General features: G+C 65.6%; 22 protein-coding genes. 5 read left to right on the top strand and 17 right to left on the bottom strand.

The genetic code is table 11. The features are described from left to right. Positions 1 to 33: 33 nt before the first annotated feature. Together B5D62_RS12485 and B5D62_RS12490 are read left to right on the top strand one after the other, a co-directional pair. Complete coding sequence (locus B5D62_RS12485) at positions 34 to 1284, top strand: acyl-CoA dehydrogenase family protein (RefSeq protein WP_085934177.1); 1251 nt, start codon at positions 34 to 36, stop codon at positions 1282 to 1284. A 65-nt stretch (positions 1285 to 1349) separates the two neighbouring features. Next, the gene (locus B5D62_RS12490) at positions 1350 to 2606 is read left to right on the top strand and encodes an amino acid ABC transporter substrate-binding protein (RefSeq protein ID WP_218191044.1); all 1257 of its coding nucleotides are present in this window, start codon (positions 1350 to 1352) and stop codon (positions 2604 to 2606) included. A 35-nt stretch (positions 2607 to 2641) separates the two neighbouring features. Here B5D62_RS12490 and B5D62_RS12495 read toward each other — a convergent pair whose 3' ends face one another. The 4 genes from B5D62_RS12495 to B5D62_RS12510 are packed head-to-tail and all read right to left on the bottom strand — an operon-like array spanning position 2642 to position 5927. Further along, a complete protein-coding gene (locus tag B5D62_RS12495) occupies positions 2642 to 3373 on the bottom strand; it encodes an ABC transporter ATP-binding protein (RefSeq protein WP_085934179.1) in 732 nt (243 codons plus the stop codon). Next, positions 3363 to 4097 (bottom strand): ABC transporter ATP-binding protein, encoded by a 735-nt coding sequence (locus tag B5D62_RS12500; RefSeq protein WP_085934180.1) that lies wholly within the window; start codon positions 4095 to 4097, stop codon positions 3363 to 3365. Before B5D62_RS12500 ends, B5D62_RS12495 begins: the two co-directional genes overlap by 11 nt. Then, entirely contained in the window at positions 4094 to 5062 is a 969-nt protein-coding gene (locus tag B5D62_RS12505) for a branched-chain amino acid ABC transporter permease (protein ID WP_231714795.1), read from the bottom strand. Before B5D62_RS12505 ends, B5D62_RS12500 begins: the two co-directional genes overlap by 4 nt. Continuing rightward, complete coding sequence (locus tag B5D62_RS12510) at positions 5052 to 5927, bottom strand: branched-chain amino acid ABC transporter permease (protein ID WP_085934182.1); 876 nt, start codon at positions 5925 to 5927, stop codon at positions 5052 to 5054. Before B5D62_RS12510 ends, B5D62_RS12505 begins: the two co-directional genes overlap by 11 nt. Positions 5928 to 6188: 261 nt before the next feature. Between B5D62_RS12510 and B5D62_RS12515 the strand changes: the two genes are divergently transcribed. Both B5D62_RS12515 and B5D62_RS12520 read left to right on the top strand, forming a co-directional pair. Next, positions 6189 to 7829, top strand: coding sequence for a GMC family oxidoreductase (locus tag B5D62_RS12515; protein ID WP_085934183.1), 1641 nt, complete (start codon positions 6189 to 6191; stop codon positions 7827 to 7829). A gap of 210 nt (positions 7830 to 8039) precedes the next feature. After that, positions 8040 to 8459 (top strand): hypothetical protein, encoded by a 420-nt coding sequence (locus tag B5D62_RS12520; RefSeq protein ID WP_139373857.1) that lies wholly within the window; start codon positions 8040 to 8042, stop codon positions 8457 to 8459. Between the two features lie 14 nt (positions 8460 to 8473). Here B5D62_RS12520 and bluB read toward each other — a convergent pair whose 3' ends face one another. Genes bluB through cbiE form a run of 6 tightly spaced genes read right to left on the bottom strand, consistent with a single transcriptional unit; the run spans position 8474 to position 13598 of the window. Next, positions 8474 to 9136, bottom strand: coding sequence for a 5,6-dimethylbenzimidazole synthase (gene bluB / locus B5D62_RS12525; protein WP_085934185.1), 663 nt, complete (start codon positions 9134 to 9136; stop codon positions 8474 to 8476). Beyond that, positions 9133 to 10431 carry a cobyrinic acid a,c-diamide synthase CobB gene (locus tag B5D62_RS12530; RefSeq protein WP_085934186.1) on the bottom strand — a complete coding sequence of 433 codons (1299 nt, stop codon included), beginning with the start codon at positions 10429 to 10431 and terminating at the stop codon, positions 9133 to 9135. Before B5D62_RS12530 ends, bluB begins: the two co-directional genes overlap by 4 nt. Then, positions 10428 to 11216 (bottom strand): uroporphyrinogen-III C-methyltransferase, encoded by a 789-nt coding sequence (gene cobA / locus B5D62_RS12535; RefSeq protein ID WP_085934187.1) that lies wholly within the window; start codon positions 11214 to 11216, stop codon positions 10428 to 10430. The genes B5D62_RS12530 and cobA overlap by 4 nt, the downstream gene beginning before the upstream one ends. Next, complete coding sequence (gene cobM, locus B5D62_RS12540) at positions 11213 to 11974, bottom strand: precorrin-4 C(11)-methyltransferase (protein ID WP_085934188.1); 762 nt, start codon at positions 11972 to 11974, stop codon at positions 11213 to 11215. Before cobM ends, cobA begins: the two co-directional genes overlap by 4 nt. Then, the gene (locus tag B5D62_RS12545) at positions 11971 to 12372 is read right to left on the bottom strand and encodes a cobalamin biosynthesis protein (protein WP_085934189.1); all 402 of its coding nucleotides are present in this window, start codon (positions 12370 to 12372) and stop codon (positions 11971 to 11973) included. Before B5D62_RS12545 ends, cobM begins: the two co-directional genes overlap by 4 nt. Continuing rightward, complete coding sequence (gene cbiE / locus B5D62_RS12550) at positions 12351 to 13598, bottom strand: precorrin-6y C5,15-methyltransferase (decarboxylating) subunit CbiE (protein WP_085934751.1); 1248 nt, start codon at positions 13596 to 13598, stop codon at positions 12351 to 12353. Before cbiE ends, B5D62_RS12545 begins: the two co-directional genes overlap by 22 nt. Here cbiE and B5D62_RS12555 point away from each other — a divergent pair. Further along, the gene (locus B5D62_RS12555; protein ID WP_218191045.1) at positions 13597 to 14373 is read left to right on the top strand and encodes a cobalt-precorrin-6A reductase; all 777 of its coding nucleotides are present in this window, start codon (positions 13597 to 13599) and stop codon (positions 14371 to 14373) included. The genes cbiE and B5D62_RS12555 overlap by 2 nt on opposite strands. On the opposite strand, the gene cobJ is transcribed toward B5D62_RS12555, so the two are convergent. Genes cobJ through B5D62_RS12590 form a run of 7 tightly spaced genes read right to left on the bottom strand, consistent with a single transcriptional unit; the run spans position 14343 to position 22385 of the window. Next, positions 14343 to 15089 (bottom strand): precorrin-3B C(17)-methyltransferase, encoded by a 747-nt coding sequence (gene cobJ, locus B5D62_RS12560; protein ID WP_085934191.1) that lies wholly within the window; start codon positions 15087 to 15089, stop codon positions 14343 to 14345. The genes B5D62_RS12555 and cobJ overlap by 31 nt on opposite strands. Next, positions 15086 to 15844, bottom strand: coding sequence for a precorrin-2 C(20)-methyltransferase (locus B5D62_RS12565; RefSeq protein ID WP_085934192.1), 759 nt, complete (start codon positions 15842 to 15844; stop codon positions 15086 to 15088). Before B5D62_RS12565 ends, cobJ begins: the two co-directional genes overlap by 4 nt. Further along, entirely contained in the window at positions 15841 to 16473 is a 633-nt protein-coding gene (locus B5D62_RS12570; protein ID WP_085934193.1) for a precorrin-8X methylmutase, read from the bottom strand. The genes B5D62_RS12565 and B5D62_RS12570 overlap by 4 nt, the downstream gene beginning before the upstream one ends. Then, positions 16466 to 17653: a precorrin-3B synthase gene (gene cobG / locus B5D62_RS12575; protein WP_085934194.1), complete on the bottom strand. Its 1188-nt coding sequence runs from the start codon at positions 17651 to 17653 to the stop codon at positions 16466 to 16468. The genes B5D62_RS12570 and cobG overlap by 8 nt, the downstream gene beginning before the upstream one ends. Further along, complete coding sequence (cobN, locus tag B5D62_RS12580; protein ID WP_085934195.1) at positions 17650 to 20949, bottom strand: cobaltochelatase subunit CobN; 3300 nt, start codon at positions 20947 to 20949, stop codon at positions 17650 to 17652. Before cobN ends, cobG begins: the two co-directional genes overlap by 4 nt. 12 nt (positions 20950 to 20961) lie before the next feature. After that, positions 20962 to 21996 (bottom strand): cobalamin biosynthesis protein CobW, encoded by a 1035-nt coding sequence (gene cobW / locus B5D62_RS12585; RefSeq protein WP_085934196.1) that lies wholly within the window; start codon positions 21994 to 21996, stop codon positions 20962 to 20964. Beyond that, positions 21993 to 22385, bottom strand: coding sequence for a DUF1636 family protein (locus B5D62_RS12590; RefSeq protein WP_085934197.1), 393 nt, complete (start codon positions 22383 to 22385; stop codon positions 21993 to 21995). Before B5D62_RS12590 ends, cobW begins: the two co-directional genes overlap by 4 nt. Positions 22386 to 22417 lie beyond the last annotated feature (32 nt).

The raw sequence follows: 22417 nt of genomic DNA on the forward strand, positions 1-22417 counted from the left end.
GTCAAAATAAGAGAGTCTGGGAAGGAAACACCGATGAACGGCACGCGCGGGGCGAAGGTCGCCTGGACGCCGTCGGCGACGCTGCCCAAGCAGCGAGTCTCTTTCGCCACGGTCGGTTACGAGGAAATGGTGGCCCGTGCCCGACGCCTTTCGCCCGTCATCGCGCAGCGGGCCGAGGCATGCGAGCGCTTGCGACGCCTCCCGGACGAGACCGAACAGGACCTTCACACCGCGGGGCTGTTCCGGATGGTCCAGCCGACGCGCGTCGGCGGCGCGGAGCTCGATGTCGGCATCTTCATCGACACCTGCACCGAGATCGCCAGGGTCTGCCCTTCGACGGCCTGGAATCTCGGCAACCTCGCCAGCCATCACTGGATGCTGGGCTATTTCCCACCAGAGACGCAGGACGAACTGTGGGATGCATCACCGGACGTGCTGATCGCAACGTCGCTGGTCTTCCCCGCCGGGCGCGGCCGGAAGGTCGATGGCGGCTACGAGATCTCCGGACGATGGCCACTGTCGTCGGGGGTCGACAACTCCGACTGGAACATGCTCGCCTTCATGGTCCGCGAGCGCGACGACGGCCCCCCCATCGATCAGCGTCTGGCGCTCGTCCATCGCTCGCAGTACGAGATCATCGACACATGGCACGCGGTCGGCTTGTCGGGCACGGGCTCGAAGGACGTTGCCATCAAGAGCCTGTTCGTGCCCGAGCGGCGCACGCTCTCAGCCTGGGACCTGAGCGGACGTCCGCATCCGGGCCTCGCCGTGAACAAGACACCCTTGTTCCGGCTGCCGATGCTTGCCCTCGGCCCCTATATCCTTTCGGGAGTGATGCTCGGCTGCGCACGCGGTGCCTATGAGTCGGCCGTCGGCGGGGCGCGCAAACGCAATGCGACGATGACTGGCCTTCCCGTGGGCGCGAGCCAGTCGGTTCAGATCAAGGTCGCCGAAGCAGGGGCGCGAATCGATGCCGCCGAACTGCTCATGCGGAACGTCTGCGAGCATGCAATGACGGCGGCCCGCACCGGTGCCGAGCCGGCGCATGAAGACAAGGTCCGCTATCGCCGCGACGCGTTCTTCTCCGTTCGCATGTGCCTCGAAGCCGTCGACATCTTGATGGGGATCGCGGGTTCGGGCGGACTCTATCTCGGCAGCAGCATGCAGCGTCTGTTCCGGGACGCACACGCCGCCAACGCCCATGTGATGTTCTCGCCGGACGTCCAGGGCGCGATCTTCGGCCAGCACGCCCTCGGTCTTTCAGGGCCGCCGCCAGTTCTATGACAAGGCATCTGTAGGAGTGGCAACGAGTAGCAACGCGTTCACACATCATAAACGGGAGGAAGGTCATGCGTATGGAGCGTCGAACGTTCGGAAAGCTGGCCGTTGCCGGTACTGCCGCGAGCATCATTGGCAAGGCGAGTGCGCAGAACAAACCCCTGACCATCGGCTTCGGCATGGCCCTCACCGGCAGCCTGGCCCCCAATGGCAAATCGGCGCTGCTTGGCATGCAGATCTGGGAGGAAGACGTCAATGCGCGCGGCGGATTGCTCGGACGCCCCGTGAAGCTCGTCTACTACGACGACGCTTCCAACCCCTCGAACGTTCCCGGCATCTACACGAAGCTCCTCGACGTCGATAAGGTCGACATCGTCACCAGCGGATACGCGACCAACATGGTGGCACCGGCAATGCCGATCGTGATGCAGCACGACCGCACCTTCTTCTCGCTGCTGGGGCTCGCGGTGAACTCCGAGTTCCACTATCCGCGCTACTTTTCGATCACTCCCACGGGAGGACCGAACCCGAAGGAGTCCTTCTCCCAAGGCTTCTTCGCCGTCGCCATGGAACAGAACCCCAAGCCGCAGACCGTCGCCCTTACGGGCGCCGACGCCGAGTTCCCGCGCAATGCCCTCGACGGCGTGCGGGCACAGCTGAAGAAGCTCGGGCTCAAGATCGTCTACGACAAGACCTACCCGCCCAACACCGCCGACTACACACCGGTCGTTCGCGCGGTCGCGGCCACAAATCCTGATATCTATTTCTCGGCTTCCTACCCGGCTGACACGGTGGGCATCATCCGCGCCGCGCACGAGATCGGCTTCAAGCCGAAGCTGTTCGGCGGCGGCATGGTTGGCCTGCAGGCCACGGCCATCAAGACGCAGCTCGGCCCGCTGTTGAACGGCATCGTCACCTATGATTTCTGGCTGCCCTGGGCCGGCTTCGCGACTGATGAAGGCCGCGAACTCATCAAGAAGTACCAGGCCCGGTCGGCGGCCGCGGGCGTCGATCTCCTGGGTTATTACCTGCCGCCCTTCGGTTATGCGCTGTGCCAGGTCGTGGAGCAGGCCGTGAAGGCGACCGGCGGCACCAACGACGACAAGCTGGCCGAGTATGCGCGCAAGAACACCTTCAAGACCGTGGCCGGCGATATCCGCTTCAATGCCGAGGGCGAGTGGGAGGAATCGCAGGTCATGGCGGTGCAGTTCCAGGGCATCACCAGCAACTCGGTCGATCAGTTCCGCGATCCCAAGACGGAGGTGATCCTGTGGCCAACCAAGTACCGGACCGGCAATATCATCTATCCCTACGATCCCAGTAAGTAGCGATGGCTGGGCGCGCCGACGGAGCGGCGCGCCCCTCAAGCGCCGAGATAGAATTCCCGGATCAACTCGTTGTTGTTCAGCGCTTCCGCCGACTCTCCGGCGAAAGCGATACGGCCATGCACGATCACATAGCCGCGGTCGGCGATGCGCACGGCCTGGGTGAAGTTCTGTTCGGCCATCAGGACGGTGAGATTGAAGCCCTCCTTCAGCTCCTTGATCTTGTCGATCGTTCGACTGACCAGCAGCGGTGCCAGCCCGACCGATGGCTCGTCGATCAGCAGGATGCGAGGCGAGGACATCAGCGCCCGAGCCAAGGCCAGCATCTGCTGCTCGCCGCCGCTCATGCTGCCGGCGAGCTGGCGCGATCTTTCCTTCAGGCGTGGAAAGGTCTCGAAGCAGAAGTCCAGGTTGCGGGCAATGGCTGGCCTCGCGGTCGGCCGATAGGCCCCCAGCAGCAAGTTCTCGGTCACCGTCTGCTTGGGGAACAGACGCCGGCCCTCCGGGACGAAGGCGATCCCGAGATCGACGATCTCCTCCGTCGATCGGCCGACGAGCTCGTGCGAAGCGCCGTCGATCGTCGCCATGATGCTTCCGGAGGAAGGCCGGACAATGCCCATGATGGCCTTCATCAAGGTCGACTTGCCGTTACCGTTGGTCCCCAGCAGCGCCACCGTCTGGCCCGCCCCCACGGTCAACGAGACGTCCTCCAGCACCCGCACGGCACCGTAGCCCGCATCGACGTTCGAGACTGTCAGGCTACTCGCCAAGGTAGGCCCTCACGACTTCGGCATTGCGCACCACATCCTTGGGAGCGCCATCGGCAATCTTTCGGCCGGCGACCAGGACGACCAGACGCTGCGACAGCTCCATCACCGCCCGCATGATGTGCTCGATCATGATCACCGTCACACCCTGACGATTGAGTCGGAACAGCAATGCGATGATCTCGTCCACTTCGGTGTGGGACAGGCCGGCCATCACCTCGTCGGCAAACAGCAGTTTGGGCTGCGCCGCCATGGCCCGCGCGAGTTCGAGTTTGCGCATTTCGATCTGGGTGAGGTCGCGCGGCAGGCGATCGGCCTTCTCCGCCAATCCGACCTCCGCCAGCAGATCGAGGCAGCGCGCTTCGATTTCCGTTCCAGTGAGCGCCTGGCCGCCCCGGGCATTGACCGCGTAGAGGATCGGAATGCGCAGGTTTTCCGCGAGCGACAGGGTGGTGAAGGGCCGCGGAAGCTGGAAGCTGCGGGCCAGCCCACTGCGCGTGCGCTCGTGGGCCGTCAGGCGATCCAACGCCTTGCCGCCGAACCGGACCTGGCCCATGTCGTGCCGCAGTGTGCCACAGATGCAATTGACGAGTGTCGACTTGCCCGAGCCGTTGGGCCCGATCAGCCCCAGCCGCTCGCCCTCCTGGACCTCGAGGTCGATATCCTGCAAGGCCGTGAAGCCGCCGAAGCGCTTGCCGAGTCCGGCGATCTCGAGCAGCGCCGTCACCGCTTCCTCCGAAACAGGCCGACGATGCCCTCGGGCGCGGCGATGACGAAGGCGACCATGAGCACGCCGGCCACCAGAACGTTGGCCGCCGACGAGATCGTCACTCTGATGTATTCCTGAAGCCCGCCGACCAGCACCGCACCGACGACCGGTCCAAGCCAGCTCGACGTGCCGCCAATCAGCGGCATGGCGATGGCATTGACGGCGTAGTTCAGGCTGAAGCCGGACGCAGGATCGAGATAGGTGACGTAATAGGGCAGTGGCGCGCCGGCCATGCCCATGAAGCCGCCGGAAAGCACCGTCGCGATGAGCTTCAACTTCAGGGTCGGCACCCCCGACGCTTCCGCCGCTCCCTCATCGTCGCGAATAGCGGCGAACCCGTAGCCCAGCGCCGAGTGCTCGATCGCACGAGCCGTCGCCACGGCGATGACGCAAAGGCCCAGCATGACCAGAAACAGGTACTGGATGTAGTCACCACCGATCAGCGGCGCCATGCGCGGCCGCAGCACATAGGCACCGCGAGCGCCGCCGACGAAGTCCCAGTTGGTGATCAAGGTCTGCACCACCACCGCCAACGCCAGCGTCGCGATCGAGAAGAACACACCGCGCAGGCGCAGGGTCAGATACCCCATGCCCAAGCCGACAAGTCCCGCCAGCGCGCCGCCGATGATGACCATCGCCGGCAGCGGCAGCGACGGTACCACCTTGTAGAGGAACACGCTGGAATAGGCGCCGATGGCGAAGAAGGCGGTAATGCCGAAATTCACGTAACCGGTATAGCCGCCGAGGATGTTCCACGCCGTCCCGAGGACGATGTATTGCAGCACCACATAGCCCGCGAAAAAGGCATAGCTGATGTTGAGCCAGCGCCCGAAGGCGAACAGGGCGCCGGCGACAACGAGCAGCGCGAGCAGAAAGGGAACGCCGCGCATGACCGGCGCAGCACTGGTTGGTTTATCGGCCAAGGATACCACTGGGCCGCACCGCTAAAGTTACGAGGAGAACGCCGAACGAGACGGCGGGCGCCCAGGACGGGCCGAAGAAGGTCGCCGTCAGGCTCTCGACGACACCGAGCGTGACCGCCGCGATCACCATGCCGGAAAAGCTGCCAAGCCCGCCAAGAACGCAGATGGCAAACACCCGACCGATATATTCGCGGCCGATCGACGGTTCGACCGGCTGGATGATGATCAGGATCGCGCCGGCGATGGCCGCCGTCGCGAACGAGAGGCCGAACGCCATGCGCTTGATCCGGGTCGGATTGGCCGCCATCAGCCGCAGAGCCAGCTGATCCTGGGCAACGGCCTCGATGGCCCGGCCGGTAAAGCTGCGGCGCAGGAACATCTGCAGTCCGATCACCATCAGCATCGACACCAGGAACGGCACGAGGAGACGGAGGGGCAGTTCGAGGAAACCGAGATGCAGGCTGGGCCCGATATAGACCGCTTGGACCAAGCGGTAGTCGACGCCGAAAATCAGGACCAACGCGACTTCGGTGATGAACATGAGACCGAAGAAGAAGGATAGCCCGCGCAAGGACTGATCCTGCCGACGCTCGAACGAGACGTAATAGACCTGGTAGACAGCGACACCGAGCAGATAGAAGGCCGGCAGCGCAATCACCGCCGTCAATAGCGGATCGAGGCCGAGAACCGTGTTCGCCAGATAGGCGACATAGGATCCCAACAGGATGAAGGCCGGATGGGCGATGTTGACGATATCCAGCATGCCGAAGGAGATCGCCACGCCCGTCGAGACGGCGGCGTAAAAGCCCCCCAGCAATATCCCGGATACAATCGCGTTCACCAACAGGCCGAGCGATCCATCCATGGTGGATCAGTCCACGCGCGCGCCGACGAAACGGCAGAGCCGCTGCGACATTGATCTTCCTCCCGGTACGCGGCGATTTGCTCGCCTTTCTGACGGCAGTGTGCGCTCGGCGAGGGACGCTTGCCTAGTACCGATTTTCATTAGCGCGTCGTTTTTGCGTCCCTGCCCAGTGATTCCCACGGTAAAAGAGGCGGTCTGGCTGCCCGGGCGAAAGCAGTCCCCGAGAAGTCACAAGCATGGGAAGTGGAGGAAGGGCGTCGGATGGATAGTTTCGACTACGTGATTGTCGGCGCCGGGTCGGCCGGCAGCGTGCTCGCCAATCGGCTGAGCGAAGACGGCACCGTGACCGTCTGCGTGCTCGAGGCCGGTCCCCGCGACTGGCATCCATTCATCCATATCCCGGCCGGCTTCATGTACACGCTGGTCGATCCCAAAGTGAACTGGCTCTATTCCGCGGAGGCGAGCGAATGGACGGGCGGACGCCGGATCGCGGCACCCCGCGGCAAGACCCTGGGCGGCTCGAGTTCGATCAACGGCCACATCTACAATCGCGGCCAGCGCCTCGATTTCGATGGCTGGGCGCAGCGGGGCAATCGCGGCTGGGGCTATGCCGATGTCCTGCCCTACTTCCGCCGCAGCGAACGCCGCATCGCCCACGAGGTCGATGACACGTTCCGCGGTCGCGAGGGCCAGATGCCAATCACCGATCTGGAGTGGCGAGATCCGCTGTGCGAAGCGTTCATCGAGGGGGCCGTCGAGATGGGCATCCCGCTGAATCGCGACTACAACGGCGCCCAGCAAGCCGGCGTGAACTACGTCCAGCGCATCATCCGCAACGGCCGACGCGTCAGCGCGGCGCGGGGCTATCTCCATCCGGCCATGAAGCGGCCGAACCTCACGGTCAGGACCAACGCGCACGCGACGTCCATCGTGCTGGAGGGAAAGAAGGCGGTCGGCGTCCGCTATCGCAAGGGCGGGCGAAACGGTCCGGAAATCGAGGTCCGGGCGCGGCGAGAGGTCATTCTGAGTGGAGGCTCGGTAAACTCGCCGCAGCTCCTGCAACTGTCGGGCATCGGACCGGCTCCCCTCCTTCAATCGCTCGGCATCGCCGTGCAGCACGAGTTGCCTGGCGTAGGCGAGAACCTGCGCGACCATTACGCGCCGCGCTTCGTCGCCCGAGTCAAGAACGCCGAGACGATCAACGAGAAGTCGCATGGCCTGAAGCTAGCCGGCGAGGTCATGAAGTATTTCGTGTCGCGCAAGGGCATCCTCGCCCTCAACCCGACGCTCATCTATGTGTTCTGGAAGTCGGACGAGCATATCGACAACTACGACCTGCAGCTCACCTTCACGCCGGCGAGCTACAAGGAAGGCGTCCAATCCAAGTTGGACGATTTCCCGGGCATGACCATCGCTTCCTGGCAACAGCGACCGGACAGCGTGGGCTACGTTCGCGCGAAATCGGCCGACCCGTTCGTCCATCCGATCATCCAGCCGAACTACCTCGCCGCCGAGAGCGACCGGCGAGTCCTGCTGGCCGGCATGAAGTTGGCCCGGCGGCTGTTGGCATCGAGACCGCTCAGCAAGTACTACGATCGTGAGGAATTCCCCGGATCACAGGCCCAATCCGACGAGGACCTGCTGACGGCCGCCAAACAGCGCGGCACGACCACATTTCACTTGATGGGAACTTGCCGGATGGCACCGGACAGCGATCCCACCGCCGTCGTCGACGATCAATTGCGAGTCCGCGGCATCGATGGCCTGCGCGTCGTCGATGCGTCCATCATGCCAACCATGCCCTCCGCGAACCTAAATGCATCAGTACTGATGATCGCAGAGAAGGCATCGGACATGATTCGCGGCAAGCAGGCATTGGACCCGGTGATATTGGCCGACTGACAGCCTAAAGCGCACACGGTGCGCAATTGCGCCGTGATTTTCCTTGTTGGCAAGACGAGCGGTTGAGGCGAATAGTAGCGACGGTGTTGGGGAACATGCGCCCTCGGCCGCCCAAGGATGATCGCGCCGCTTAGCCTTTCGAACGTACTGACTGTCGCCGTCGCCGTATTGTGTCTCTGGACATCCGGCTCCCAATCGTCCGGCGGCATCGTGAAGCTTTGGCGTCTCGCCGTGCCGCCCGGTCTGGCTGCCGTGGTTGCCCTCGTTCTGCTGGCCGGCGTGTTCAATGCGACGATCGCGCACGACGCCGAGTGGGCGATCGGCGCGGTCCTTGGAGCGGCAATCGGCCGGATGCGCGGCTGGATGATGTGCATCGAATCGGATCAGAGGTGGGGCTTGGTGAAATTGCCGCGCTCCGTCGATGGTCTCGCGGCGGCGTTCGGCCTCGTCGTTCTGTCGATGATCGACTTTACGGGCGCCGCCCTGGAGGACCCGGTGATCGAGCCGCAATATGTGGCGGCAGGAGCCGCATTATGTGCGGGCTACCTCGTCTTTCGGGCCATCGCCATGACGTTGCGGGCCAGTCGTGCGCCGCATGTCGAACTCTACGACGCCAGTTCGGCCCGCTAGGCGTCGACCCGTCGTTAACGCTCGAACACCAAGTCGCCGGTGTAATGGCGCGCCTCCCAATGATGGCGCTCGAGTTCGGGGTCGAGATGTTCTTCGGCCGGCCACCCCAGATCCAGATAGGCAACGAGCGTCCAGCCACTCGGAACATCAAGAATCCGGGTGACGGCAGCGGGATCGAGAATCGAGACCCATCCCATGCCGAGCCCTTCGGCGCGAGCCGCCAGCCACAGCGTCTGGATGGCGGCGACGACTGAATAGCGCACCGTCTCGGGCATGGTCTGGCGGCCAAGCCCGCTGCCAGTGATGCTGCTCTCGTCCGAGAACACGGCGAGATGGATCGGCGCTTCCTTGAGGCCGGCCAACTTCAATCCGGCATAGGTTGCGCGCTGTTGCCCATCGTAGTTCTCCAGCGCCTTGGCATTGGCGGCAGCAAAGTTCTCCCAGACGGCGCGGCGCCGCTCCGTCGACTTCACCTTCACGAATCGCCACGGTTGGCTGAAACCCACCGACGGGGCGTGGGTGGCAAGTTCGATCAGATCGTCGAGCAATTTCTCCGGCACCGGATCCGTGCGGAACCGCCGCACATCGCGTCGCCACAGGACCAGATCGCGAAATGTCGCGCGGAACGTCGCATCGAAAGGAAGATGAGTATGCGGCCCCTGCTTTGGATCGGTCATGGCGATCCTACCCCGATGGCATGGAAGAACGTGCCGGTGACGGACCCGCGGCGCGCTCCGGACTCCGTAACGGGCAGATCATCGGCGTCGCGACAATCGACCACCGGATCATCGCCGATGGACAGGATCGAGGCGTAGTGGAACTCATGGCCCACAATCTCACTTCCTTTCTTGCCGAGGAGGCAATCGGCCTGCAGCCGCGCGAGCCGATACCCGAGATGCAAGCGGCGTTGGGCGAACGACGTTTCAAGCTGGAGCAATCCGGCCATGGCGTGGCGGACGCCTTCGGCATCGACCAGCCCGTCCCCCAGCACCATGTAACCTCCGCATTCGCCATGGACCGGCACGCCGCGAGCGGCCGCACCCCGCAGCCCCTTCAGGAAGCGCTCTGCCTGCGCCAGCACCCCTGCATGCAATTCCGGATAACCGCCCGGCAGCCATACGGCATCCGCGTCAGCTGCTGGCGCCTCGTCGCGCAGCGGCGAAAACGGCATCACTTCGGCGCCTGCATCGCGCCATTGCTCCAGCAGATGCGGATAGAGAAAAGAAAAGGCCGCGTCCTGCGCGACGGCGATGCGCTGGCCCGGCGGCGGCAAGGACGCAAATGGAGAAGGCCGAAGCGTCGCGGGCCGCGCGCTATACTCCAGTGCAGTCAGATCGACCGACTCCGCAAGCACGTCGGCCAGCGCGTCGAGTCGATGCTCGACATGCGCGGTCTCGCCGGCCTGCACCAAACCGAGGTGGCGCTCAGGGAGAACCAGACTCTTGTCCTGCAAAACGGCGCCGAAGAGTTTGACGCCGATCCGCTCCAGCGCCGGCTGGATCAGGGCCAGATGCCGTGGACTGGCCACGCGATTGAGAATGACACCGGCGATTTCGACATCGTCGCGGTAGTGCATGCAGCCGGCGACAAGGGCCGCCGCCGTTTCCGTCTGGCCCTTCACATCGAGCACCAGCACCACAGGCCAGCGCAGAAGTGCCGCGACATCGGCCGTCGCGCCTCGGCCGCGAACGCCATCGAACAGGCCCATCACGCCTTCAGCGACGGCAATGTCGGCCGGATGCCGCACGACCAGATCGATCAGCTGCCCCGGCGCCATGGCCCAGGCGTCGAGATTGAAGCTTGGCCGACCCGTGGCGACGGCGTGAAAGGCCGGGTCGATATAATCTGGACCGCATTTGAATCCCTGCACCCGGCGGCCCCGGCGCGCCAGGCCACGCATCAGCCCGAGCGCAATCGTCGTCTTGCCCGAGCCCGAACGCGTCCCGGCAATGACGAGACCACATTGGGTCATCGCCAACCAACGAGATTGGCCAGCAACTGCGAGCGCAGGCCGGCCACGGCACCGACCACCAGAAGCGCCGGCGCGCCGATCCCTTCTCTCGCCGCGTCCGCCGCAACCGACCCAAGCGTGCTCTCCAGCACGCGTTCTCCTTCCGTGGTCGCCGACTGTATCAGGGCCACGGGAGTTCGCTCGCCCATCCCTCCTTGCCGCAGTGCGGACACGATGTCCTCCAGTTGCGACATGGGCATGTAGAGGATGATGGGCTGGCCGAGCTTTGCCAGCGCGGCCCAGTCCGTGGTCGAGGTGCCGTCTTCGGCGCGATGGCCAGCGGCCAGGATCACGGCGTGATTGGTGTCGCGCGTGGTGGCCGGAATGCCGGCAAGTGCCGCAGCCGCCAAGCCGGAGGTGATGCCCGGAATGATGCGAAAGCGGATACCGGCCGCCGCCAGAGCCGATGCCTCGTCCCAGCCCCTGCCGAATACGAAGGGATCGCCGCCCTTCAGCCGCAGCACTCGTCGGCCAGCGCGGGCGCGCTCGATCAGGATCTCGTTGATGTCGCGCTGATGCGGCGACGGCTTGCCGCCGCGTTTGCCGGCGGGAATGAGTACGGAGTCAGGTCGGCGAAGATCGAGCGCGCGACGATCCACCAGGGCGTCGTGCACGATGTCGTCCGCTGTCGCGAGCGCGTGCAGGGCGAGCAGCGTCAACAAACGCGGATCGCCGGGGCCGGCACCAGCGAGCCAGACCTCGCCGGCGGGAAAATCTGGCATGGGCGGGAAGCCGGGAAAGCTCATTGGTCGCGTCCCCGGAACCGGCGTTGATAGGCAACGTCGTAGAGAGCACTGTTCCGGAAATCCCGCGCCGACAGCACTCTGCCAACCAGGATCAGCGCCGTGCGCTCCATCGGGCTCTTGCCGACTTCGGCGACAATGGTGCCGAGTGTGGCACGGACGATACGTTCGTCGGGCCAACTGGCGCGGTAGGCGACGGCAACGGGACAATCCGCACCATAGAAGGGCACAAGCTCAGCCACGATCTTGTCCAGCACATGGATCGACAAATGAATGGCGAGCGTTGCCCCCGTGGCCGCGTAGGCCTTGAGATCTTCGCCGGAGGGCATGGCCGAGGCGCGACCGGAGGTGCGGGTCAGCACCACGGTCTGTGCCAGCTCGGGCAAGGTGAGTTCCTGTCCCAACGCTGCCGCCACTGCCGCAAACGACGGCACGCCGGGTGTCACAGTATAGGGAATTCCCAGTTCGTCGAGCCGCCGGACCTGCTCCCCCAGCGCGCTCCAGATCGACAGGTCACCGGAATGGAGGCGCGCCACGTCCTCGCCGGCATCGGTCGCGCGTTGGCATTCGGCCACGATCTCGTCCAGCGACATCGGCGCCGTATCGACGATCCGTGCGCCTGGCGGGCAATGATCGAGCAGAGCCTTGGGCACCAGCGATCCAGCATAAAGGCAGACCGGGCAACGGCCGATGAGATCGCGGCCACGAACGGTGATGAGGTCGGCCGCGCCGGGACCGGCGCCGATGAAGTGGACCGTCATCGACCGTCTCCATCCGCCAGAGCGCAGGTGGCCCGCGGCGTCGACACGCGCGCCCCGAGCAGGCAGCCGTTTTCGCCTGCGACGACCAGCGCACAGGCTTCCGCGACCGAGGGGACGCCCTTCGCCTCCAGGACGCGGGCGGACCTCGTCAAGATCCGATCCGCCACGCGGCCAAGTTCGTCGATGGTGCAGCCTCTCGCGGGTACGCCGAACCGCCTCGCCGCGTCCACAAAGGCGGGCTCTGCGGCCTTCCCAGCCTCGGTGGCCAGCGCCTCCAGCCGACCGGCAGACACTTTGAACACACTCAACGCCATCCGTACCACCTGCTCGATTTCGTCTGCCGAGGTGGCCGTGCGGCAACCCACACCCGCGACGATCATGATTTCCTGACCCGCCATTGGACGATCGGCGCAGCCAGCCGCCAAACGAAGGCTTTGCTATCGCCGCTCCCGGCCTTGCCCGATCGCGCCACTTCGAGGCGCACCAACTCGCCACCATGGCGTTGAAGCAGCTCGATCAGCCGCGCTTCGGAGGCCAGCGACACGGCATTGGCCACCAGCCGGCCGCCTGGCTTGAGCGCCGACCATGCCGCCTCAAACACAGCCGCCTTCGACAGGCCACCGCCAATGAAGATCGCGTCGGGCGTGGCGAGGCCGGTCAGGGCGTCCGGCGCCTTGCCTTGAACAATCCGAAGGTCCGGGGTTCCCAGGCTCGCCGCGTTGCGGGCCGCACGCGCAGCGCGTTCCGGGTCGGCCTCGATGCCGATCGCCTTCAGGGAAGGATGCCGCAGCAACCACTCGATTGCGATCGATCCGGCGCCGAGCCCGATATCCCACAGCAACTCGCCCTGGCGCGGGGTCAGGGCCGACAAGGTCACTGCCCGGACCTCACGCTTGGTGAGCTGCCCATCATGCTCGAACAAAGTGTCATCGAGGCCCGATGCCAAGGGCACGATCATGGCATCGCCAGTAGCAACGACCTCAACCGCCACGATATTCAGCGCGGCCACGTCGCCAAGGTCAAACGATGCCGCCGTGGCCTTGCGGATGCGTTCCTTCGGTCCACCGAGATGTTCCAGCACCGTAATCGATGAAGCGCCCATGCCCCGCGCGGTCAGGAAGGCCGCCAGCTTGCCCGCCGTTTCTCCGTCCCAGGACAAGGCGAGGATACGGGCCGCCGGCTGCAAGGAGCGAACGATACCTTCGAGGGCCCGGCCATGGAGACTCACCAACGACACGTCCTGCTGCGACCATCCAAGACGCGAGGCCGCCAAGCTGAATGCCGATGGCTGCGGCAGGCACAGCATTTCGTCGGCAGCGACCGAGCGCATCAGCATGTCGCCGACGCCGTAGTGGAACGGATCGCCCGTGGCCAGGACGGCGACCGGCCGGCCACGGAGCTTCTCGATCTCCGGCAGAGCCTTGCCGATCGGGCTGGGCCACGACAATCGTTCGCCGTGAATGAGACTATCGGCCAGAGCCAGATGGCGCTTGCCGCCCAGCACCAGTTCGGCTTTCGAAATGAGGTCGCGCGCGACTGGCGACAGACCATCGACGCCATCCTCGCCGATGCCGATGATGGACAGCCAACGTCCGCCGCGGCAGGGTGCGGCTTCACCAGTCATGAGCATGCCCCTTCGCGTTCTGATCCTCGGCGGCACGACCGAAGCCTCGGCGCTCGCACGTCTTCTCGCCGACGATCCGCGATTCGCGGCGACCCTCTCGCTCGCCGGCCGAACAGCAGCACCGAGCAGACAACCGCTGCCGACGCGGATCGGCGGCTTTGGCGGCGCCGATGGTCTCGCCCGGTTCCTGCGCGACGAACGGATCGAGCTCCTGATCGACGCTACACATCCCTACGCTGCGCAGATTTCTGCCAACGCCGTAGCCGCCAGCCACGCCGCAGCGGTACCGCTCGCTTCCCTGCTGCGCCCGGCCTGGAGCATACAACCCGGCGACCAATGGCAGACCGCGCGCACGGCGCGTGAAGCGGCCGAGACGCTCGGGCCGATACCACAGCGCGTGTTCCTGAGCCTTGGACGGCAGGAGCTGCATGCCTTCGTCGCGGCGCCGCAGCACCATTATCTGGCACGCGTGATCGATCCACCCGACACGGCAGCCCTGCCGCCGGACCTCCGGCTGCTGCAAGCACGCGGTCCGTTCGACCGCGACGCCGAAGTCCGCCTCCTCTGCGATGAACGGATCGACATTCTCGTTTCCAAGAATGCTGGCGGTGCGGCGACCTACGCCAAGATCGAGGCCGCGCGCGAACTTGGCCTGCCGGTGATGATGATCGCCCGTCCCGACAAACCTGCCGGAGACGTCGTGGCCGACGCGGAGCACGCCCTGGCCTGGCTGGAAAGCCATCTTCACGCCCCTCGTTCGCGGCGCGGCGTGTAGATCCACCGCCCAACCTGGCGCGTCGTGCTCGCACCGATGATGACGAGCGTACGCATATCCGCCATCGAACCGTCCGCCATGCCCAACGTTGTGCTGACGACCTTGGCCTCGCTCGTGCCGGCCGCACGGACGAACAGCACGGGAGTCGCAGCATCCTTCACCGAGCGCAGCAGGACGAAGGCTTCCGCCAGCTGACGCGGGCGTGCCTTCGATGCGGGATTGTAGAGCGCGATCACGAAATCGCCGTGCGCCGCCGCCTTCAGACGACGCTCGATCGTCGACCACGATTTCAGATTGTCCGACAGCGATATGGCACAGAAGTCGCCGCCCAGTGGCGCGCCCACTTCCGCCGCTGCCGCCAACATGGCCGTGACGCCGGGCTCGACGCGAATATCGAGCGTGCGCCAAGCCGGATCGCCCACTTCGACAGCTTCGAAGACGGCGGCAGCCATGGCAAAGACACCCGGATCGCCGCCGGAGACGACCACCACGTCCCGCCCTGCCGCCGCGAGAGACAGCGCGTGGCGGGCGCGATCGAGCTCGACCCGGTTATCCGACGCATGTCGGCACTGGCCGGCCTTCATCGCCGGGATGCGATCGAGGTAGGGGCCGTAGCCGACGAGATCGGTCGCCTTTGCAATGGCGGCCTGGGTCGCTGGCGTCATCAGTTCGGCCTTGCCTGGGCCTGTTCCCACGACCACCAGTGAGCCGCTCACAGCCGCCTCCCCTCGCCCGGGATGAGCACCATGGCGAAATAGGCGCCTTGCGGTTCGCCGCACTCGGCCAGCGGCAGGATGCGCTCTTCCTGCATGGTGCCGCGCTCGACATAGATGGCGCGTGACAGCAAGCCGGCGGCATCGACGGCCCGCCTGACCTTGCCGAGATTCTTGCCCACTTTCATGATCACCGCGGCATCGGTGCGGCGCAGGCGATCGACCAGCTGCTCTTCCTCCAATGTCCCGGGCAGAACCGACAACGTATCGTTGCCCCAGGTGATGGGCACGTTGGCGCGCGTCCAGCAACCCGACATGCCCGTCACGCCGGGCACGACCTCGACAGGAAAATCCGCCGAGAGACGACGCCACATATGCATGAACGAACCGTAGAAGAACGGGTCACCCTCGGACAGCAAGCCCACCGACTTCCCTTCGCGCAGCAATGACGCCAGCGAGGCGGCGGTCTCGCGATAGAAATGACCGATCTGGTCCTGGTAGTCGGGATGCTCGGCCGGCAGCTCGTCCGTGACAGGATATTCGAAGCGCCGTTCATCCCGGTCGTCCTTCATCAGCGGCGCGACGATCCGCCGGGCATTTCCTTGCTGGCCGCGTTTGGCGAAGAAGGCAACGACATCCACCGAGCGCAGCAGGACGGTGGCGCGCAAGGTGAGATAGCGCACATCACCCGGGCCAACACCGATGCCATAGAGCGTGCCCGCTTGCACTCCGCCCGCCAGGGCCTCCAGCGAAATCATTCTGCCTCGCTCGCCAGCGCATTGACCGCGGCGGCGGCCATGGCGCTGCCGCCCTTGCGGCCCTTGACGATCAGGAAGGGCACACGGCCATCCGCTGCCAGCGCCTCTTTCGATTCCTTCGCGCCGACGAAGCCGACGGGCAGGCCGATCACGGCCGCCGGTCGCGGCGCCCCTTGATCGAACATCTCGAGTAGGCGGAACAGGGCTGTCGGTGCATTTCCGATCACGACGAGGGAGCCGGCCAATTGGTCACGCCACAACTCCATGGCCGCCGCACTGCGCGTATTGTCGATCTTGCGTGCCAGCTCCGGCACCGAGGGATCGTCGAGCGTGCAGATCACCGGGTTCCCGGCAGGCAAGCGCGCCCGGGTGATACCGTTTGCGACCATCTTCGAATCGCACAGGATCGGCGCGCCCCCGATCAGCGCCCAGCGGGCATTATCGGCAAAACCGGGCGACATAACGATGTCGCGCGCGACCTCGACCATGCCGCAGGCGTGGATGATGCGAACCGCAACCCGCTCCTCGGCCGGCGAAAAGCGCGCGAGATCGGATTCGGCGCGGATGATGGCAAAGGAGCGACGATAGATTTCCGCGCCGTCGCGAATATAGGCGCGTGGATCAGCCATGGAGTACTGCTCGCAGTTCGTTGGATTGGATGGTTCCCTGGGGAGTGTCGCGCGTCGTACCGCGCCGGACGACATGATAGCGGCCGGCGTCGCCCACCAGGACAAGATCTGCCGGCTCCGAGCGCGCACAGCCCTTGATGCAACCGGAGACGTGGGCCGTGCCGGTCATGCCATGAGCGGCCAACCATCGGGCCGCTGCACGGCTATCCACCGTTGCCGAGTTGCAGGACGGCGCGCCTGGACAGGCGTCGACTCGCAGCAGGGGATCCCTGGAATCTACGATCAGACCGAGTTCGGCGCCGCCTTCGATCAAGCGGCCGTCTTGCACGTCGACATACAGGATACGCCAGGGCGAAAGGCGGAATTCGGATGCGCCCGCATCAGTTGCCCGCGCCGCCAGACCGCGAAGTTGTGCCGCCTCGATCTGGCCGAAAGGCACGGCAATGCCAGTCGCTCCTGGCAGCAACCCTAAGGGACGATGCTGCTTGACCTCGATGTGCCCGATCGGCTCGAGACTCGGACTCACCGCCGCAAGCAGCTCCTGCCACTGCGCCTCCGACAACTTGCGCATGCGGTTGCAGGTGCCCAGCGTCAGGAACGCCCGCGCCGCCGTCAGAGCCGCCGCCAGCGCCTCGTCCGGCGTTCCGAGGCCGATCCATTGAGAATCGAGGCGTAGCGCGATCCGCTTACCGATAGCAGACAAGGCGATATCCACCCGCTCACCCCGGATCGATGCGACCCCGCCACCATCGACGAGCCAACCGAACTTGGCCGGCAAGCCGGCGAGCGTGCGGTCCGTCGCGAGGACCGCAGTGAGCCTGCGCGCAAGCGGCCGCACGTCGACCGCGTCCGGATCGAGACCCGCCAGCGGCCCCACCATGATGTTGCGCGCAGCTTCCGTCTCGACATCGCGGTCCAGAAGGCCGAGTGCGTTCAGGGCCGCATGCAATTCCGGCAGCGCATCGTGAGGCAATCCGCGGATCTGGAGATTGGCCCGTCGCGTCAGTTCAAGATGCCCGTTGCCCAGCCGGTCGGCGATGTCCGCAAGCGCGCTCGCCTGCGACAGAGTGAAGGCGCCGATCCACGGCCGCACACGGGCGATCCATCCGTCGCCGCTTTCCATCGGCCGCAGGGCGCCGGGACACCAGCCCTTCACGGAGGGAGCGACGACCGCACTCACGATCCGCTCCCCATGGCATGCGCCAGTTCTTCTTTCACCGCATTGCGTCGCGGGATCCAAAGGCCTCGGGCCAGCGCGTCCTGCAAGCGGGCCACCATGGCCTCGACCGCGGCCGGGTTCGCCTTCTTCATCGCCGACAATCTGGCCTCGTCGCCAAAAAGCGCCGCGTGCGTCGCATCGAACAGATGGCTCGGAACCACCGATGCCAGGGCGGCGAAGGCGTAGAGAGCGTCGACGCCCTGCGCGATCTCGGCGACTCCACGATGGCCGTGATCCAGCATACGCTCGAGCCAGCGCGGATTGGTGAGGCGGCCGCGCACGATGCGCGCAATCTCCTCGGCCAGGCGCCGGGCTTTCGGAGCCTCGGTTGCACTGGTGTCGAGGTGGTAGAGTTCCGGCGTGTTGCCGAGCAACGCTGCCGCTGCGGCGAAGCCGCCGGCAAAATCAGCCACGCCGTCGCCATCGAGGATGTCGCGCTCGCGGTCATCCTGCGGATGCACGAGCGCGTCGGCCGCCGACACTCGATTCCGAAAGCCGTTCCCGGCAGGCCGCATGCTGTCGACGCCGCCGTACGCGTGTGTGACAGCGGACAGGTACGCCGCGCCAAGGTCGTCGCGCGAGTGCCAGACGCCGTCGAGAGCCATGTCGCCGGCTCGAGCGCCATAGTTGCCGGGTGCCGCGCCGAAGACCCGCGCCAGATCGCCGCCCTTTCGGCACGCCTCGGCCAACGGATTGTCCGCGGAGTCCTCGTCGAGCGCCGCCACGCGTTGCACGGCCATGTCGAACAGCGCGATCTGCGCTTCGAAGATGTCGCGAAAGAGTCCGGAGATGCGCAGCGTCACGTCGATCCGTGGCCGATCGAGCGCCGCCAGCGGCAGCACCTCGATTCCGATCACGCGACTGGAGGTCTTGTCCCAGGTCGGCCGTACGCCAAGATAGGCGAGAGCCTGGGCCAGATCGTCGCCTCCGGTGCGCAGCGATGCCGATGCCCAGAGATCGATGACGAGCACGCGCGGATAGTCGCCGTGATCCTGAAGATAGCGGCGGACCACCTCGTCGGCCGCACGCTTGCCGATCGCTGCCGCCGTGGTCGTCGGAATCGCACGCGGATCGATCGAGGTGAGGTTCCGGCCGGTCGGCAGCACATCGGCGCGTCCGCGCGTCGGCGCGCCTGCCGGTCCGGGAGACACCCGCCGGCCGTCGAGCGCAGCCAGCAAGGCCCGTCGTTCCGAAACAGCACACGCCTCGAGAGCGGATTCCGGTACTCTGATGGCGTTGGCCAGAGCGCCTGCTGCGGTGGCTTCAGGCATCCGGCCGAAGATGTGCAGGCCATCGCGAATGCTGAGTTCCTTGATATCGCACAGCTGCGCATCGAGCTTGGCGATCGCGTCCCGCGCCGCTTCGCCGCGCACGAGGCCGCAGTCCGCGGCAAGCCCGTTGCTCCAGGCGCGATCGACGATCTCCTCCTCGAGATGACGCAACCGGCGCGCATCGAGCCCATCGGCAGCCGCGTACTCCTCGATGATGCCTTCCATTTCGCCCAGGGCGCCGTGCAATCCAGCGTTTCCCAGTGGCGGTGTGAGATGGCCGATCGTGACGGCAGCCAGCCGTCGCTTGGCCTGCACCGCCTCGCCAGGGTTGTTGACGATGAAGGGATAGATGACCGGGACCGGCCCCAGCACGACCTCGGGCCAGCATTCAGTCGACAGCGCCAGCGCCTTGCCCGGCAACCACTCGAGTGTGCCGTGCGTGCCGAGATGGATCAGCGCATCGATCCGTTCAACCTCGCGCAGCCAGGCATAGAGCGCGACATAGGCATGTCGCGGCGGGCAATTCAGATCGTGATAGCCAGACTTGCGATCGCCCGCTGCGCCGCGATTGGGTTGCAGCAGCACCAGCACCTTGCCGCAGCGACGAACGGCAAGGCGGAAATCCTGTTGGGGCTCGCCCCAGGTCTCACGCAACGCGCGTTGCAGGCTTTCCGGCAAAGCTCGGAGCTGTTCCCGGTAGAAGGCGAGCGGGATATCGATGTGTTCTACCGGTGCATCCAGCAACGCAGCGATGCCTTCGTCAGGCACGGCGGTATCGTAGCCTTCGCCCTGCAAGAGCTGCAGGATCTCCCCGGTGCTGGCGGCCGTATCGAGCCCGACTGCGTAACCGGCCCGGCCACCACGTGCAGGATAATCCGACAGGACCAGCGCCAGCCGGCGCTCCGATCGCGACGTCCGCCGCAGCTTGGTCCACGCCGATGCCAACCGCGCGACATAGTCGATGCGGTCCGGTTCCGTCACGTGACGGACCGCAGCGAATTCGAGCCGCGGATCCATCGGCATCTCGGCCTTGAACGAGACCGCTCTTGTCAGCAGCCGGCCATCCAGTTCGGGCAGGACCACATTCATGGCGAGGTCGGCGGGCGACAGGCCACGACCGGACTTGCGCCACGCCTCCTCAGCGCTTCCTGACAGAACGACCTGCAGCACCGGCACGTCCGCGGCGTCCAGCACCGTCGTGTCGTCCTCGCGCAAGGCGGAGAAGGCGGTGGTGTTGAGGATCACCGCCGGCTGCCGCGTCGCAATGAGTTGCACAAGATCGGCCTCGATCGCCGGGTCCTTGAGACTGCTGACCGCGATGGCGACCGGCGCCAGTCCCTGGCTATCGAGCGACGCCATCAAGGCGTCAATAGGGGCCATGTCGCCGGCGATCAGATTGGCGCGATAGAAGACGATCAGGGCAGTGGGCCGGCCAGCCTGCGACGGCCCAATCACCGTCAGGGACCCCAGCGGAACGGGCGCCGTCCACGTCGTTTCATGGCCAAGCAGAGACGCGACATATCTCAAGGCCTGGCCGAGATTGCCGGGACCGCCTTCCCGGAAGAACCGATCGAGCAAGGCGACTGCGTCGGCAGCCATTGTCGACATCGCCGCCAGCCGCGCATCCTCGCGATCGTCGCCGGGCAGGGCCGCGAACAGGATGCCATGGTCTCGTGCCGCGTCGGCAATGTGCTCCAGGCCATAACGCCAGTAATCGAGACCGCCGAGACAGCGCACGATGACGGCGCGCGCCTTGGAGACGACCTGCTCGACATAGAGGTCGACCGACATCGGATGCCGAAGCCGCTTGAGGCTCGCGAGGCGAAGCGTCGGCAGCTGCTCGGCGTCCCGTTGCCACGCCGCGGCCAATGCCGACAAATCACTGTCGGAGAAGGACAGGACAACGATGTCAGCCGGCGATTGGCCGAGGTCGATCGCAACATCGGCCTCCTCCAGATTCGCCAGCTGTGTCGCCAGAACGTGCATCGACGGCGCGCCTCAGCCCGCGACCAACGTTTGGATCGCAGTCTGGTCGAGGCCCTTCTCGCCAATCACGACCAATCGGCCACGCCGCACCTCGTCGCTCGACCAGCGACGATCGAACTGATGCTGGATGCGCGCCCCGACTCCCTGCACCAGAAGGCGCATCGGCTTGCCGGCAATATCGACGAAGCCCTTGAGGCGCAGAATGTCGTGGGCCATCGCCGCCTTACGCAGCCGGTCGATCAGCACCTGGGGTGACTCGAAAGCAGGCAGATCGACGATGAAGGTGTCGAAATCGTCGTGATCGTGCTCGCCCTCCAAGTCATGATGCGAAGGGCGATTGGAGAGATCGCTCTCCGCTTCCGCGCCCAGGCCCAACAGCACGGCAACGGGCACTTGTCCGTTCTGCGCCTCCACGACCTTCACGGCGCGCGGCAAGGTCTTGCCGATCTCGCCGGTCACTGTGCTTCGCTGATCGGCAGACAGCAGATCGGCCTTGTTCAGGATCACGAGGTCGGCGCACAGCAGCTGGTCCTCGAACACCTCCTCCAGCGGATTGTCGTGATCGAGCGACTCGTCGCTGGCCCGCTGCCGGGCGATCGCTTCGGGATCATCGGCAAAGCGGCCGGCGGCAACCGCGGCGCCGTCCACCACCGTCACCACGCCGTCCACCGTCACGCGCGAGGCGATCTCGGGCCAGTTGAATGCTTTCACCAGCGGCTTTGGCAGGGCGAGGCCCGAGGTCTCGATGACGATGTGCTCGGGCGGCGACGGACGGTCGAGCAGGTTCTTCAACGCCGGCACGAAATCGTCGGCGACCGTGCAGCACAGGCACCCATTCGCCAGCTCGACGATCGCATCCTCGGGGCAATTCTCGACCCCACAGTTTTTCAGGATCTCGCCGTCGATGCCCACGTCGCCGAATTCGTTGACGATGACGGCAAGTCGGCGTCCCTGGGCATTCTCCAGAACGTGCCGGACAAGAGTGGTCTTTCCGGCGCCTAGGAATCCCGTGACGATGGTGCAGGGCACTTTGGCCAGCGAGCTCATGCGATCTCCTTTGCGACGACCGGCAGCGGCGGAATGCGCGCGATGGTGTTCTTGCGGACATGCTCCGGGCGGCTTCGCCAGGCCGGAAGGCCATCGGTGGCCTCGCGGTGCAGACGCGCGAAAGCCAGCATGTCGGCGGCATGCTGCTCGGGATCGAGCTGGCCGATCACGTAGGTCCACTTGCCAGGTGCCGATACCGCGGCCGTGCAGCCGCGCTGGCAATTCGACAGGCATTCGACAGGAACGACCGCGAGGCCCTCGGCACCCTGCCGCAGCGACTCGAACAGCTGCGCCCCTGGTCGGGGCTCCTGTGCGTCGTCGCGGCCCGCACGGCATGTCACGCAGACGAACAGCGTGGTAGGCGGTCGATCGAGCAAAGCCAAACGCATCCTCCGTCGTTTGCGTCCCGTGAGGGGTCCGC

This window comes from Enhydrobacter aerosaccus (genome assembly GCF_900167455.1).
Taxonomy (GTDB): Bacteria; Pseudomonadota; Alphaproteobacteria; order Reyranellales; family Reyranellaceae; genus Reyranella; species Reyranella aerosaccus.